At 50.0% G+C, this 14,586-nt stretch carries 13 protein-coding genes; 5 read left to right on the top strand and 8 right to left on the bottom strand.

The features are described 5' to 3' along the window. Window positions 1-46: 46 nt before the first annotated feature. The gene (locus AC0THY_RS04685) at window positions 47-706 is read left to right on the top strand and encodes a GntR family transcriptional regulator (protein ID WP_489993299.1); all 660 of its coding nucleotides are present in this window, start codon (window positions 47-49) and stop codon (window positions 704-706) included. 80 nt (window positions 707-786) lie between these two features. Here the strand turns inward: AC0THY_RS04685 and AC0THY_RS04680 are convergent, their stop codons facing one another. Then, a complete protein-coding gene (locus AC0THY_RS04680; RefSeq protein WP_489993298.1) occupies window positions 787-4,371 on the bottom strand; it encodes a hypothetical protein in 3,585 nt (1,194 codons plus the stop codon). A gap of 144 nt (window positions 4,372-4,515) precedes the next feature. Next, entirely contained in the window at window positions 4,516-5,745 is a 1,230-nt protein-coding gene (locus AC0THY_RS04675; RefSeq protein WP_489993297.1) for an ABC transporter substrate-binding protein, read from the bottom strand. Between the two features lie 162 nt (window positions 5,746-5,907). On the opposite strand from AC0THY_RS04675, the gene AC0THY_RS04670 reads away from it, so the two are divergent. Beyond that, entirely contained in the window at window positions 5,908-7,647 is a 1,740-nt protein-coding gene (locus AC0THY_RS04670; protein WP_489993296.1) for a cache domain-containing sensor histidine kinase, read from the top strand. A gap of 53 nt (window positions 7,648-7,700) precedes the next feature. Continuing rightward, the gene (locus AC0THY_RS04665) at window positions 7,701-9,269 is read left to right on the top strand and encodes a response regulator transcription factor (protein WP_489993295.1); all 1,569 of its coding nucleotides are present in this window, start codon (window positions 7,701-7,703) and stop codon (window positions 9,267-9,269) included. Here the strand turns inward: AC0THY_RS04665 and AC0THY_RS04660 are convergent. The 3 genes from AC0THY_RS04660 to AC0THY_RS04650 all read right to left on the bottom strand — a co-directional run bounded on the left by AC0THY_RS04660 (window position 9,266) and on the right by AC0THY_RS04650 (window position 11,938). Then, on the bottom strand, window positions 9,266-9,790 hold the full coding sequence (locus AC0THY_RS04660; RefSeq protein ID WP_489993294.1) for a spore maturation protein: 525 nt from the start codon (window positions 9,788-9,790) through the stop codon (window positions 9,266-9,268). The genes AC0THY_RS04665 and AC0THY_RS04660 overlap by 4 nt on opposite strands. 24 nt (window positions 9,791-9,814) lie before the next feature. Continuing rightward, on the bottom strand, window positions 9,815-10,930 hold the full coding sequence (locus AC0THY_RS04655) for a DUF3810 domain-containing protein (protein WP_489993293.1): 1,116 nt from the start codon (window positions 10,928-10,930) through the stop codon (window positions 9,815-9,817). Window positions 10,931-11,050: 120 nt separating this feature from the next. Continuing rightward, window positions 11,051-11,938 carry a LysR substrate-binding domain-containing protein gene (locus tag AC0THY_RS04650; RefSeq protein ID WP_489993292.1) on the bottom strand — a complete coding sequence of 296 codons (888 nt, stop codon included), beginning with the start codon at window positions 11,936-11,938 and terminating at the stop codon, window positions 11,051-11,053. Between the two features lie 132 nt (window positions 11,939-12,070). Between AC0THY_RS04650 and AC0THY_RS04645 the strand changes: the two genes are divergently transcribed. Both AC0THY_RS04645 and AC0THY_RS04640 read left to right on the top strand, forming a co-directional pair. After that, window positions 12,071-12,655, top strand: coding sequence for a chromate transporter (locus AC0THY_RS04645; protein ID WP_489993291.1), 585 nt, complete (start codon window positions 12,071-12,073; stop codon window positions 12,653-12,655). After that, window positions 12,652-13,242, top strand: a complete 591-nt coding sequence (locus tag AC0THY_RS04640; protein ID WP_489993290.1) for a chromate transporter — start codon at window positions 12,652-12,654, stop codon at window positions 13,240-13,242. Before AC0THY_RS04645 ends, AC0THY_RS04640 begins: the two co-directional genes overlap by 4 nt. Window positions 13,243-13,336: 94 nt before the next feature. Here the strand turns inward: AC0THY_RS04640 and AC0THY_RS04635 are convergent, their stop codons facing one another. From AC0THY_RS04635 to AC0THY_RS04625, 3 genes are read right to left on the bottom strand one after another with little or no spacing between them, the layout of a single operon-like run. Continuing rightward, a complete protein-coding gene (locus tag AC0THY_RS04635) occupies window positions 13,337-13,948 on the bottom strand; it encodes a manganese catalase family protein (RefSeq protein ID WP_489993289.1) in 612 nt (203 codons plus the stop codon). Beyond that, the gene (locus tag AC0THY_RS04630) at window positions 13,948-14,244 is read right to left on the bottom strand and encodes a spore coat protein CotJB (RefSeq protein WP_489993288.1); all 297 of its coding nucleotides are present in this window, start codon (window positions 14,242-14,244) and stop codon (window positions 13,948-13,950) included. Before AC0THY_RS04630 ends, AC0THY_RS04635 begins: the two co-directional genes overlap by 1 nt. Next, the gene (locus tag AC0THY_RS04625; RefSeq protein ID WP_489993287.1) at window positions 14,237-14,428 is read right to left on the bottom strand and encodes a spore coat associated protein CotJA; all 192 of its coding nucleotides are present in this window, start codon (window positions 14,426-14,428) and stop codon (window positions 14,237-14,239) included. Before AC0THY_RS04625 ends, AC0THY_RS04630 begins: the two co-directional genes overlap by 8 nt. Window positions 14,429-14,586 lie beyond the last annotated feature (158 nt).

Below are 14,586 nucleotides of genomic sequence, written 5' to 3'. Positions count from 1 at the left end.
CTGACTATAATGCTCTCATAAAAAATTTATTTAGGTGGATAAACAAATGAAGGGAAATAAAAAAAACAGTATTGTAGATGTAATTTATGAATATCTGATGCAGCAGATTCTCTCACAGCAGATGGAGCCTGGCGATAGAATTCCGGAGGCTAAGATTGCCAGTGAGTTCGGGGTAAGCCGCACTCCGATTCGTGAGGCGCTGCATCAGTTGGCAAATGATGGCATTATCACCATCTATCCCAAGCGGTATGCTGAGGTTGCCACCTATGACGAGGAGAAATTCCGGCAAATCGGTATTGTCCGAATCAGTCTGGATGTGCTGACCGTGAAGCTGGCCATTTATTATGGAAGCAATGCCGAATTTGATTCTCTGACCGGCTATGCGGATGCCTGTTACAATGCCTCCAAGGGCAATGACATCGCTTCACGCATCAAAATGGACTCCCACTTTCATATGGCCATCGCCAAAATCAGCAAAAACAAAACGCTCATCGAGATGCAACGGCAGCTCCTGCTTCAAGTGGAGTTTTTTCAGGCGATTCAGTACTCTAAGGCTGTTCTGCCTGAAAAGCAGTACCAGTCCCACTATGATCTGGTACAGGCTCTCACAGACCGTGATGAGTCGGAGGCCATCCGCCTGATTACGCAACACGATGTCATCTCCCACCGCCTCCAGGAAATGCCTGACAGCTTAAAGCTGCTCTAATATATACAAAGATGCCCGAAAACCGGAATTTATCCGCGCCTTCGGGCATCTCTCTATATTGAAGCAGCTTCTGTGTTGTGTTACTTTACAGCAACTCTCTTCTTCGTGCTGTAGTTTGTAAATACCTTCTTTCCATCAATAGCCTTGTAAGCTCTCATGCGCACGTAGTACGTCTTTTTACTCTTCAGTTTCCGGATGGTCTTTGCAGTCGCCTTGGTACTCTTTAGCATAACTGCTCTCTTTGATTTAAAATTCGGCTTTGTAGAGTACTGGATCTGGTAGCCGTCTGCGCCGCTCACCTTCTTCCACACCACTTTCACAGACCTTTTGGCAGTACTCTTAGCGGATTTCACCGCCGGTTTCTTTGCCTGGAAAGTCATATTGTCAATCTGATCCTGTGCCGCTTTGACTGCCTTCAGGGCGTCGTCCGCCGCCTTCCTTGCAGCCTGAAGCTGTGCATCGCTTGCAGCCTTATCCGCTTTCAGCGCGGCCAGTTCTGCCCTGGCGTCGTCCGCCGCTTTTTTCGCAGCCGCCAGCTCCGCGTTCAGTTCCTCCGCCGTCTTGATGCGGTTAGACTCGGACAGCTCTGCCTCCGCAAAGGGGATCAGGGTTGCGCTTCTAAGTCCGTTGGAATAGTACTTCACTTCAAAGTCGTTGAAGAATCCACTGGAAATCTCCAGCCTGCCCATCTGCAGCAGACGGTTGCTCAGGGTTGTTGCAATGGTGACCTCCAAAGTATTTTTCCCATCCTTCAGCAGCCTGCTGATATCCAGCACGGCGTTGTTTACATTCACCGGATCCGCCTCCTGCCCGTTGACCTTTACGGCCGCTGCGCCCGGGAACTCTCCCAGATCCAGATAAGCGCCTGCAGCCTTGGAAGTATCCCAGCTAAAGGCGGTTGTATAGTGACCAACTCCTGATACGTCTCGGCCAATCTCTGCAATATTGTCCCAGGTAGTCAGCTTATCCAGTTTTACGCTGATCGTATCTTTGTTTGTGTCATATTTGTATTCCGTTGTCTGGATCCCGGTTTCGGCATTGTCCTCCGTGCGAGTCTTAAGCTCTCCCTGCGTCCAGTTCTCCACCTTCAACTCCCATCCTGTCAGTTCTGAGGCCGCAGGCACCTTCACGCTGGTCTGGTAGGAGGTTCCATCACTTAGAGTGGTCACATTGTTTCCGGACTTTGTGGAGCGCACAACAATGGTTCCATTGTCACCACGCAGGCTCTGTGCATCCGTAGACACGGCGTGCAGTTCCTCAGAATCCACTGCCTCAAAGGCATAGAGACCCACATCGCTGTAGTTTAGGTCTACCGTAAAGATGGTTCTGCCGTCCTCATAGCGGTAGTTTGCGATCTTTTTCACCTCTCCTGTCCAGTCATCGATCTCATAGGGAACATAAAGTCCCTCCACGCTCACATCCGTGTTAGCGTTCAGACCGTGATCCAGACCACAGTTCTGGCTGTCGCAGTAGTTCCAGGCATACATGTACAGATCATCTCCGTCCGCGCGAAGCTGGGTCAGGATCTGGGCATTGGAACCCACCATTTCAGCCCTGGGCTGCACATCCATCTTCTGAAGCGCGTTATAGGCATCCGCCTCCTTCTCCACACTGGCCACATTGTCCAGACTCTTCAGCTCGCTCATCACAGCCGCCAGGTCCGCTTCGCTCTCCTGCTTATAGGGTGTCATGGTTGCTCCGCCGTCCACAACAACCACTTTTAATCCCTCTTTTGCCAGGGTAAGCAATCTCTGCGCTGCGTCCAGAGGCATGGCCTCCTGGTGTACCAGTATAGCCCGGTAGCCCACGTTCTCTCCCAGTGTGCCGTTCCCGGCATCATATTCCATCATCTCCAGATAATCCGGTGAGAAATAGTCATACGTATATCCTGCATCCTGCAGGGCCATGTCTTTCCAGTACACGCCTCTGTGCTCACTCAGAGGATCGTAATACTTGGGTCCGTAGGCAGTGGGTTCCCCGTATTTCAAATGGAGGATGCCCAGATCTGTGCGGGAGGTGCCCTCGCGAAGCAGCCCCTGGATACGTCCCAGGTGGTCGTTCATCTCCGGGTAGGTCATGGATTCCGGATCACGGACATCCAGACGTCCTGAGATATTGCCGTACATTCCCTCAAATCCAGGCCACTGCACGCCCTCCTGCCCCCACTCAGAGGCATGTCCATGCCAGATTACGCGGTTTACACCGCCCGCATACAGGGCATAGGCCATCTGAGTCCAGTCCTGCTCTGTAAGGGCATAGTTCATATGGTAGATGTTAAACCCGTGTGAAAAGTCAAAGGTAAAGATTGCCCCCGTCTCGGAGGAATAGAGCTGATTCATAATATGTGCACCGCCTGCCCACATGCGGTACATATCCGGCTGGTCCTTCATGTTCAAAGTCTCCGTCTCAGAGTAATCGGTGGCCATGGCCATCTCTGTGATTTCCAGCTTGGTACCGTAGGAAATCTGGGCGCGAAGCTTCATATTATAGTTTTCTTTTCCCCAGTTTCTCAGAGGTGTCATCATCTCTTCCTGTATCATATCAGTCCAGACATCATACAGGTCATTTTTGATCTTCCAGCTCAGGGTTTTGCCATCCGAATCCTTCGTATCGCTCAAAATGTAACGTCCCGCCGGCTTTGTATTCAGCTCCCCAAGAGTGTTTCCGCCGTCCCCGAGCACCAGCGCCAGATATGGGCGGATATCGTAGCCCTTTTTCTCTTTAAACCTTTCAGCCATGATGCTGCTCCAAAAGATGCCCTGGCTGGTGGTAAACTCAAGAGAATCCATGAAAAGCTGTACATTTCCGTTGCGTACGGCCTTGACCAACTCCGGATCATTGAAAAAGGTTTTGTCAAAGTACTCTTCCAAAGCCTTCGCGCCCGTTCTGTTAAAATAGTTGATGGCATAGGCGGTTGTCTGAGAGGGTTCACAGGTCTGGTATGTTCCGCACTGCCACAGGCTGTACAGCATGTAGTCTCCGTCATCCGGCGCAGTCCAGGTCAGTGCCCCGTCTGATACCTTGCTGGTCAAGTCATAGAATTTGTCCTGATCCAGCACAGTAGGGTTGCTGTTGGAACCGTTTCCTTTGGACGCAATCCTATAGGCATATACGCCGATCAGGGTCTTTTTTGCCGTTGCCGGTATATCAACATCTGGAACCGCAAGCTTTCCTTCTCTGGCCTGTCCTGCCTCCACTGTCTCCTCCGAACAGATGGCCTGCTGCCCTGCTGCCTCACTGTCCGGGTCCAGTCCCGGGATGTTCGCGGCCTTCCAGTGCGTACCGCTGGTAAGTCCCACAGACATGCCGTACTCTGTCGCTGTCTCAATGGCCAGCGTCCAGTCGTGGACTGCCTCAGCGGAGCCGTAAGCATATTTTTCCGTATCAATGGTGGCATCATCCAGCATACAGAGCTCCACGCCGGTAAATCCCTGCTCATGCATGGTCTTGATTTCCTCCACGATGGTTTCATCCGTGTGGGACCCCTGGGCCAGCCACCAGCGCAGCTCTGTGTTGTTGGTCTGATCCGGCTTCGCATACCTGGCTTCCAGCTCCCTCTGGAAATCAGCCGGGGCTGCGCTCACCGTCAGTCCGCTGCCCCCAAGTACACCTGTCGATGCCATAAAAGCTGCCATCAGGGATGCAATCAAACGTTTTCTCTTCATTCCCTCATCTCCTTCACTTGTGTTGTGCAGCCGACCGGCCGGCTCTTTCTACCAGCCCGGCAGCCGCATTAAACTTTTACTAATTTATTGTAAAGGAGATCCATAGTATTATTGTTAAAAGATGATTGAACAAATGTTGGCAGTCTATCGCTCCAACTCTCTCTGCATAGCTCTGGTGATATCCCTTATCTCGATTCTATTTCCTGTGATGTATTCCGCAAGCTTCTTCTCCATGACAATCTCCACCTCATTTTTCCACCCCTGGTTGCAGAGATAGAAGTAGTCACCCGCATCAAAGGCCTTTTTCACGTCCTCCAGGTACGGATCTTCTGTCTCCTCTGGATTTAGGAGCTCGCTCCAAAACTCCTTTTCCAGCACTTCTCTGCACGCCTGGGGGTAGGCGGAGCCGGCATACATACCCACGCCCCCGATCTCCCCGATACTCCAGTAGGTCTTCTCTCCTCTTTCATTGGCAGGCAGCGGCATCAGACCGAACTGATCCCCATTTTCTGCCCCTTCTGTCACCAGTCCCCGTGCTTCCCCGGTGGAGACAAAGAGCATGGCTGCTCCCCGCTCTGCCATTTTCTGGCGTGCCTCGCCGGACGTCAGATTCATGGAGTCCGGGTCCATATACCCGTCCCAGTACAGTCCGGTGTACATGGTGAGCACCCGGTCCCAGGTTCCCTTGTCCGTAAATTTCCTGGTCCCCTCCCGCAGTTCCCTGTCAAAATGGGGTTCCTCCGGATAAATCTGGTTTGCCGCAATCTGATACAGACCATACTGGTAAGTATTCCGGTCCTTTCCACCAAGGGTCATTGGCTGGATACCGTTTTTCTTCAGTGTCTCACAGCAGGCCAAAAACTCTTCCCAGCATACGGGCACGGAAAGGCCGTTCTCCTCAAAAATGGTCTTATTGTACAGCACACCCAGCCCCATCTTCCCGATGGAGACACTGTACACCTCATCCCCGTGCCGAAGCAGGGCGCACTTTGACTCATCGGCATTTTTTATGGTTTCCATATCAGACACCGGGGCCAGATATCCCGCTTCAGCCAGGCTGCTCACCCCATTGGGACCCGCATACCTGGGCTGGACAAAGAAGAGATCCGGTCCCTTTCCCGTGGCCAGCCTTGTTTTAAGCACCGTATAGTACTGCTCCTCCGAGTAGACCACAGGCTGTATCTCTATATCGGAGTATGTCTCATTGATCTTGTCCACCGTCTCCTTTCCCACAAAGCTGTGGAATCCATAGCTGGGCGCCATGTAGGTCAGAACAGCCTTCCGTTTCACCTGGACCTCTTCTTTTCCGGCACACCCTGCAAGAGTATAAATCACAGCCAGACACAGTAATACCCATCTCCATTTTCTCTTCATTTTGTCAACGCTCCCCATCGTACGGATTTTATAAGCCTTTTTATAACTGTTCAGCATACAGTTACCTTTTCTTTTTCTCCATCATAACAAAAGGATTTTTTAAATACAAGTATATACAATTGTTTTTCAATATGTTAAGCTTTTTCAAAGGAGGATGCCGCAATGAAGCTTCAAAAAAAATTTTTTCTGATATTCCTGTTGATTTCCATTATACCCATACTGATATTTTCCGTGTACACTTATACCCGGTATACCAGGCTGATTGAAAAGCAGGTCACCCAGTCCGCGGAAAACCTTATGGATGTTGCCTCCTTTCAGATTGATTACACACTCACAAACCTGGAACACATTGTGGAGTCCATGTACCTGCCCAGGGAGGATCACGTGTCCATGGTGGACAACCTGACAAAATATACTGGCCCGCTCCACCCTTCCGACTACGATGTTTACCTGAGCAATGAAAAGTTGAATTCCACCTGTCAGGATTTTTTATATTTTTCCCCCTATATAAACGGTATCTTTCTCTTTACTCCTTCCGGTCAGATCCTGGGATACGGATATGGTAATGGCATAAATATCTCCCATGAGTATAACCCCGCAGGGGACTCCTGGTACCAGGAGACTATGGCCCTTCAGGGCACAACCTATATCTACGGCCCGGAGGAAAAAGCTTTCTTTGAGGGTGGCAGTCCGTCCATCTCCTTCTGTACCGCACTGTACGATGTGCACACCAGGGACTTTCTGGGAGTCCTCATGGTCGACTGCGTGCCTGAGGTCTTTGACCTGTCAACGGTGAACACCATGCCGGAAACAGCCTCCCTGTCTGTGATGAAGGAGGATACCGTTTTGTTTGCCAACCAGGCATCGGATCTCTCCGGATTTGACACAAAGAATGCCCTGCGTCTGGACAAGGGGCTGCGCCTGGATGGTCTCACCCTCCAGGCTTCCATAAACCGCCAGCAGTTGTACAGAGAGTTCAGCATCACACAGATTACCCTGATCTTCCTCACTGTTACCTGCATCCTGGCCTTTATCATCATCTCCATCCTCCTCTCAAAGAGCCTGACCAAGCCCATCTCGTACCTGAGCAGACAGATGGCCCGTCCGGACGGGAAACACGATGTGTCGGACAGCCCCTACTTCCGCAACCGGGATGAGATCGGCACCCTGTACAATTCCTACCAGGAAATGCTGGATGACCGCAACCGCTATATTAAAAATGAGCTGGAAAACAAACTGATTCTTTTGGATTCCCAGATGAAATCCCTGGAATCCCAGATAAACGCCCACTTTCTGTACAACACCCTAGAGGCCATCAACAGTATCGCGGTCATACACAAGGTAAACAGCATCGGTACCATGGCAATGGCCCTGGGCAGCATGTTCCGCTACAGTATTAAGACAAAAAGTGAGCTGGTTCCGCTTTCAGCAGAGCTTGAACATGTTCAAAACTATATTTCCATTCAGCAGATCCGGTTTGACAATGCCTTCTCCTATGAGGTGCAGATTCCTGGTGCGCTCCGGGAGAAAAAAGTGCTAAAGCTGATCTTGCAGCCTTTGGTGGAAAACGCCCTGTACCACGGTTTAAATTACTGTCGGGCCGGAGACCGGATTACCGTGGAGGCCAGGCAGTCCAAAAACTGTCTGCTCCTCTTTGTCACTGACAATGGTCAGGGCATGACGGATGAGGAGCTTACCGCCCTGCAGAATCAGCTGGCTGAGAAACCGGAATTCAAAGAGCTGGGACGCAGACATGAACAGAGCATCGGCATAAAAAACATCCACACCCGCATCTCTCTGTACTATGGCGAATACTATGGTCTGCAGATATTCAGTGAAAAGGGGACGGGAACAACCGTGCAGATCACCCTTCCTGTGGCCAACGAGCCGGGAAAGATGTAAAAGAGTAAAGAAACCCATTGGGATAAGAGAAAATTTGCAAAGGAGTGTACACTATGAAATACCGCTATCTCATTATTGACGATGAAAAGCTTGCCCGCCTTGGGACATTGGAGAAGCTCTCTCCCATCAGTGACCGGATCACCTGTGTGGGGGAGGCTGCGGACGGCGAGGAGGGGTTGTCCTTAGCGGAAGAGCTTCACCCCGATATCATCATCACAGATATGAAAATGCCGGTCATGGACGGGGAAAAGCTACTGCCTCTGCTGGCGGAAAAACACCCGGAGATCCAGATCATTGTCATAAGCGGATACCGTGACTTTGAGTACTCCAGGCAGGCAATCCGCGCCAGCGCCATTGACTACATTCTGAAGCCATTCAGCGGCAATGACATCATCTCTGCCGTAGAGCAGGCCATCGGCCGGATCGAAAACCAGTCGGAGGTGGAGAGCCGTCTCCAGTCCTCGGAGGAGTACAAAGAAGCCCTACACCTAAGCCATGATAAGGAACAGCTTAGAAACCTGATCTGCGGATACACAGAAAGCGACCTGATGCTCTCCTCTCAGAGGCTTACGTTTATTAATCAGAGCCACTCCAGCCTATTTATACTGCTGCACTCAGACCAGCCCTTGCCGGAGGAGGAGATAAGCCTGTTTCTCTCAGAGAGAGGCTATGACAACATGGCTCTCTTTCTCCCCCACCCGCAAGCGGAGAACCTGGGATTTCTCCTGCTGTTCTTTCCCCCCAGACCATTCCTCTCCACAGACTCCCTATGCGAAGAGATCATTGATAACCTGAAATCGCTCTTTCTCTCCCGAAAAGAACATGTCATCTTCGGAATCAGCCGGCCTCACGCCCAGCTGCTCTCCCTGCACGATGCTCTCCAGGAGAGCGTTCAGGCCCTGAACCAGCTCAAAGTACAGGATGACAAGGATGTTTTCACCTGCCTGACCGAACAGCCTGCCCCCAAATCCATACTCTGGGACCACACCGATCAACTGCTCTTCTGTATCGAAGCCGGCATGTCCCAGGAGACCGACGACCTGGTTACGGAGCTGTTTCAATACTACAAGAGCCTGACGGAGGCCACTTTTTACGAAATCAAATGCTCCTGCTTCCAGATCACCAACCAGGTGAAACTGATGATGAACCAGTATATTCAACAGATACAGGTGGACTCCGTGGATGCCAGCATACAGAATATTCTGGACACCATGTTCAGCCTGGAAGAGCTCTGCCGTTACTACCAGCAATTTTTCACCACTATCTCCCAGGCTCTTGCCCCTAACAATATTTACTCAGACACGGATATTGTGAAAAACGTAAAGACCTACATTGAACGAAACTACTTCCGCGACATCACCGTAGAGTTTGCGGCCTCTCTGTTTCACATGAACAGAAGCTATTTAAGCCACATTTTTAAGAAAAAGCAGGGACAGACCTTCATAGATTACCTGAATATGGTGAGAATCTCAGAGGCCAAAAAGCTTTTGGAAAAGTCAGACAAAAAACTCTACCAGATTGCTAAGGCCGTGGGTTATGATAATGTGAGCTATTTCTGCAGGGTTTTTAAAAGGCTGGAGAAGACCACTCCGGAACAGTACCGTGGGAAATATGGGGATTAAGTCATCCCCACCAGCACCAGACTGGCTGCTATCCCAGCCAGGGTGGCCACCAGGGCGCCCGCCAGAGTATACCTGGTCATCTTGACTCTCGCTGTCATAAAGTATACAGACATGGTGTAAAAAATAGTCTCCGTACAGCTCATCATGATAGAGGTAAGCATACCCAAGTCGGAATCCGGCCCGTATTCTTTGAAAATATCCAGAGCCAGACCTGTGGCCGCACTGGAGGAAAACATCCGCACAATGGTCACTGGTACCAGTTGGGCCGGAAATCCCACATATTTGAGCACACTCCCCAGCATCTGGGAGAACATATCCAAAAATCCGGAGGCCCTGAGCACACCCACTGCCACCATCAGGCCAATAAGGGTGGGCATGATTTTGATCACTGTCTGAAACCCATCCACAGCCCCCCGGATAAAACTCTCATACACATTCTGCTTCTTTAATAGCCCATAGCCGATCACAATAAACAGAATAAAAGGAATTATGTAGGTAGAGAGAAAAATCAAAAAATTCATTCCGCCTGTCCTGTCCGTCTTTTATTATTTCAATATATGTTCCTCTGCCTTCCGATATGCCACCAGCAGATCCACCATCCTCCCATAGCTCTTGATCCCCTCGCTCTGCCCATTGGCCTTAAGATAACGGTCATTCACTGCTTTGGCTGTCTTGGATATGCTGCTCTCATACTGTTTCCAGAACGCATTGTTTTCCTCTATGTTCCTTCTGGGTTCCTCTCCCAACTGTGCCCAAATCCTGCCGTAGGCCTTCCTGTCGGCCCTGGCCAGGGCTGACATGCCGTAGGACCAGGCCATGAGGCTGCCGCTGTACTGAAAATCAAGGCTATTGGACTCCTTACAAGCCAGGTAAGCAATGAAATTTGCCTCCTCTTCCTCCATAAAGCCGCCCAGATGAGCCAGCTCATGGCAGGTGGAAAAAGGTATCGTATAGGCAGGCATACTGTTGTTGTAATTCGCCTCTATAGTGAAGGGAGAATAGACCCCGCATAGCTCCTGCACAGAGAGCAGCTTGGGAAAAATCAGCTTTTTCGGCCTTGGATACCACCCCTTTAGCACAGGATACCTCTCACCCAGCCCTGCCATGGCCACAGCCGCCTCCCCCTGTTCCGCACCGTCCAAGACAATCGATCCATCTTCGTTTCTTTGGATCAAAGGACTCAGTCGATTCACCTCCTCTGTGAGCTCCGCACACAGTTGCCCCAGTTCCTCCCTGGTGTAGTCCTCTGATAATATTCCGGCGTGATCCGAAAAAGAAACCCTCTGGTAATTGATACCGCACCACATGGTATACGCTAAAAACAATGTGCTGCAGCCCAGCAGCACCCTGCTTGCCCACATAAGAAGCTCCCACACACCCGCCCTTTTCCGGAAAACCCCAAACAAAAGCCAGGCCAGGGACCCCACTGCCCCCAAACACAGTATGTACAGCCAAATCTCCGCCGCCGAATATGGGATCAGGCTGTAAACCCGCCCCAGTGTAGCGATAAACAGAGGATAGATTCTTGAGGCATACCACTCTGCAAATCCCCTGCTCCTGGCTGCCCAAAACAGCAAAAGAAAACTCAATCCCAGAAAGCAGATGCTAAGAACCGTTCTCTTTATAATACTTCCTCTCTTCTCTTTTCCCCTTTCACTCATAACGTATGTTCCGCCCCTTTTTCTTGTGCATTTCTTATAGTTTTTCTAGTTATATTCTAACAATTCCATGCGTTTTTGCCAATAACTATTGCACAAAAAGACCAGGTAATTTTTACCTCCTTACACCTTCTCCCCCCTTAGTTCCTGATACAGGCGATTGTAATACTCCGCATAGATACTTCCCTTCCTCCAGATAAAGTTGATATCATGGTGCACCTCAAATTCCCTCAGCAAAATCCGTTTCAGCCTCCCCTCACGCAGCTCCCGCTCCACAGATGCCCGGTACAAAAATGCGATACCGCAGTCCCTCTCCACCAGTACCTTAATGGCTCGGATATCGCTGATCTCCATCCTGTTTGCAAAGTCCTCCAGGGATAGATTTCTCCCCTCCAGATACCGCTCCAGTATTTCCCGGTTTCCGGACTCTCTCTCCCTTATTATCAGATTCTCCCCCAAAAGATCCTCAATGTATCTGGGTTCACTCTGAAAGATGTGTTTGGCCGCACAGACAGGAATATAGGACTCCCGCTGAAAAACATGGTAGTCGTACTCCTTCTTGGAGAAATACCCCTCCACAATGGCAAAATCTATCTTTCCCTCATTCAGAAACTTCAGCAGCACTGTGGTGTTCTCCACCAGCATGGTAATGGGCATGGGGGCGCTCTTTTGAATATAATCCGCTACTTTTTGCGGAATCAGGTATTCCCCCACCGTCAGGGTGGCCCCAAAGTTCAGAAACCGCTTTTCCCTGTCCGCTTCCCGCATAGCTCTGACCAAATGCTGCTCATCATGCTTCATAGTCCTTGCCGCGCTCAACAGCAGTTCCCCGCTCCTTGTAAGGCATATCCTCTTTCCCTTCTGTTCAAACAGGCGGCAGCCGTATGCCTCCTCCAGATACCGGATGTGCTGTGAAACCGCAGGCTGAGTAATATTCAGCTTTAAGGCAGCCTTTGTAAAGTTCATATAAGAACACACCGTGATAAATGTGTCCATTCTAAAATCCATCATAGGGGTAACCTCCATTTTTCTTTATCATAACATATACTTATCGTATTATAAATATATATAATTTTATTTTATTGATATTCCGTGTTAGCATAGAAACAGAAGAAAAATAGACAAAAATGAGAGGTAAACGTTATGAAAAAAACGGAAACAAAACGAAAGCTCCTGTGGCAGCTCTTTAAGGCAACCTTTATGCTAAGCGCCTTTACTTTCGGCGGCGGCTTTGTAATCGTATCCCTGATGAAGAAAAAGTTTGTGGAAGAGCTGGGTTGGCTGGACGAGGAGGAAATGCTGGACATCACAGCCATCGCCCAGTCCTCCCCCGGGCCCATCCCCATCAACGCATCTGTGATCCTGGGCTACCGGATGTGCGGCATTCCAGGTTCTGTCACAGCCATCCTTGGAACCGCCCTCCCTCCCATGCTCATCATCTCTGTCATCGCCCACTTTTACGCTCAGTTCCGCAGCAGCCAGGTGATAACCATCGCGCTTCAGGTCATGCGGGCAGGCGTAGCGGCAGTGATTTTCGATGTGGTAATAAATCTGGCAACAAATGTAATTAAGACAAGACGCTTCCTCTACATTTCTCTGATGACCTGCGCCTTCCTGAGCGCTGTCGTCCTAAATGTAAATGCTGTGCTAATCATCCTTTTCTGTCTGGCAGTGGGGATCTGCGATCTTTGTGTATCCATGAAAAAACTGGGAGGTGCAAGGGCATGAACATTCTTGTTAAGCTGTTTTTTTCTTTTATCCAGGTTGGCCTCTTCAGTGTGGGCGGCGGTTACGCGGCCATACCGCTGATCCAGGAACAGATCGTGAACACACACCAGCTTCTCACCATGGGAGAATTTACAGACCTGATCACCATCGCGGAGATGACCCCGGGGCCTATCTCCATCAACTCTGCCACCTTTGTGGGCACCAGGCTGGCAGGAGGGTTCGGAGCCATCCTTTGTACACTGGGGTGTATTATCCCATCCTTTATTATCTGCCTGGCCCTTGCACACTTTTATTACAAATACCGCAGTTTCAGCGGTGTTCAAACAGTACTTGGCGCATTGAGGCCCGCTGTCGTGGCGCTGATCGCCTCTGCGGGGCTCTCCATCCTGCTGCTGGCCCTCTTTCAGTCCGATAAATCTTCGATGACCCTCTCCAATTTCCACCCGGTGGAATTTATCCTGTTTCTTGGAGGACTGTTTTTGCTGAGAAAGTACAAGGTGAATGCCATTGCCGTCATCTTCGGGACCGGCCTGGTCGGCACACTGGTATACACCATTTTTCCACAGCTTCTCACCCTGAGTTTTTAAACTCCCGGGAGAATTGAATGCCAAAGGCAGAAGTTAAACACCCGGCATCCCAGATAAGAGATCTGGGATGCCGGGCGTTTATCCTTGTCTTAGATTATTTATTCAGAAACTGTTTATCAAATTCCGGATTGAAATAATAATAATTCTTGGAATCCAGTTTCTCCTTTGTCTTCTCCAGCGCCTCTCCAAATCTCTGGAAGTGCACTACCTCTCTGGCCCGCAGGAATTGGATGGGCTCTCTTACCTCAGGGTTATCCACAACCCGCAGAATATTGTCATAAGTTGTCCTGGCCTTCTGTTCTGCAGCCAAATCCTCAAACAGGTCTGTGATTGCATCTCCTTTGGACTGGAACTCACAGGCATTGTACGGGATTCCGCCTGATGCCTGGGGCCAGAGAGCCGCGGTGTGGTCAATATAGTATCCATCAAACCCTGCAGTCTTTGCCTGTTCCGGCGTCAGATTTTTGGTTAACTGATAGATAATGGCACATACGATTTCCATGTGTGCAAGCTCCTCTGTGCCAATGTCGGTTAGAAGTCCAGCCACCTCTTTGCAGGGCATGGTATATCTCTGGGACAGATACCGCATGGAAGCGGCCAGCTCTCCGTCAGGACCTCCGAACTGGCTGATAACCAGCTGTGCCGTCTTGGGGCAGGTGGTTGTGATTTTTACAGGATACTGTAGTCTTTTTTCATAGTTCCACATCAGATATGCCCTCCTTCCCAGGGTACCGGACCGTCTACCCAGGTAAAATGCCTGGTTCCGGGGTACTTACACAGATCATTGTCCATATGGCTGTTCTCCACCCTTCCGCAGTCTATGGTCAGAGGCTCAAACTGTGCCTCATAGTCCGCAAGCAGCTGTTTTCTCTGGGTAAGCATCTGGTTAAAAAGGTCAAGTGCCTGCCCATCTGTAGGATGGGTATCCAGATACAGGTTTAAATCATTTACACAGAAACTGATTTCGCTGATATTCTGCAGCATAGTATGGCGGTCAGACATTTTGTTCACCTCCTATAAAAAATGGAAGGTCCAGGTCACAGAAAACGGTGCCCCTCTTAAGTGCGGTGCAGGGATCGTAAGTGTTTCCCCACGCCTGTACCGGAACGGTTCCCATGGCCAGTATGCAGGTACAGTCCTGGCAAAAACAGGATGACTTTTCCCCACTGTGACAGGATTCATTCATAGCTATCTCTCCTTTCAAATGAAGTGATAATTTTTATGGGACAGCTGCATAAACAGACTCGTTTTTTGCAATGCTATCTGTTAATAGTATGTCGGTTCCTGTCGATTTTATATTGGTCATTTCCTGTCGCTTCTGGGAGATGTTTCTCTATATTCCAA

It is taken from the genome of Ruminococcus sp. 8Y-12 (assembly GCF_058119865.1).
This window is presented reverse-complemented; position numbering and strand designations above follow the sequence as displayed.

Coding starts and splice junctions, on each gene's coding strand:
- AC0THY_RS04625 (WP_489993287.1), bottom strand. CDS start 14,428: ATGAATGAATCCTGTCACAGTGGGGAAAAGTCATCCTGTTTTTGCCAG.
- AC0THY_RS04640 (WP_489993290.1), top strand. CDS start 12,652: ATGAACATTCTTGTTAAGCTGTTTTTTTCTTTTATCCAGGTTGGCCTC.
- AC0THY_RS04655 (WP_489993293.1), bottom strand. CDS start 10,930: ATGAGTGAAAGGGGAAAAGAGAAGAGAGGAAGTATTATAAAGAGAACG.
- AC0THY_RS04670 (WP_489993296.1), top strand. CDS start 5,908: ATGAAGCTTCAAAAAAAATTTTTTCTGATATTCCTGTTGATTTCCATT.
- AC0THY_RS04660 (WP_489993294.1), bottom strand. CDS start 9,790: ATGAATTTTTTGATTTTTCTCTCTACCTACATAATTCCTTTTATTCTG.
- AC0THY_RS04680 (WP_489993298.1), bottom strand. CDS start 4,371: ATGAAGAGAAAACGTTTGATTGCATCCCTGATGGCAGCTTTTATGGCA.
- AC0THY_RS04650 (WP_489993292.1), bottom strand. CDS start 11,938: ATGATGGATTTTAGAATGGACACATTTATCACGGTGTGTTCTTATATG.
- AC0THY_RS04630 (WP_489993288.1), bottom strand. CDS start 14,244: ATGTCTGACCGCCATACTATGCTGCAGAATATCAGCGAAATCAGTTTC.
- AC0THY_RS04645 (WP_489993291.1), top strand. CDS start 12,071: ATGAAAAAAACGGAAACAAAACGAAAGCTCCTGTGGCAGCTCTTTAAG.
- AC0THY_RS04675 (WP_489993297.1), bottom strand. CDS start 5,745: ATGAAGAGAAAATGGAGATGGGTATTACTGTGTCTGGCTGTGATTTAT.
- AC0THY_RS04665 (WP_489993295.1), top strand. CDS start 7,701: ATGAAATACCGCTATCTCATTATTGACGATGAAAAGCTTGCCCGCCTT.
- AC0THY_RS04635 (WP_489993289.1), bottom strand. CDS start 13,948: ATGTGGAACTATGAAAAAAGACTACAGTATCCTGTAAAAATCACAACC.
- AC0THY_RS04685 (WP_489993299.1), top strand. CDS start 47: ATGAAGGGAAATAAAAAAAACAGTATTGTAGATGTAATTTATGAATAT.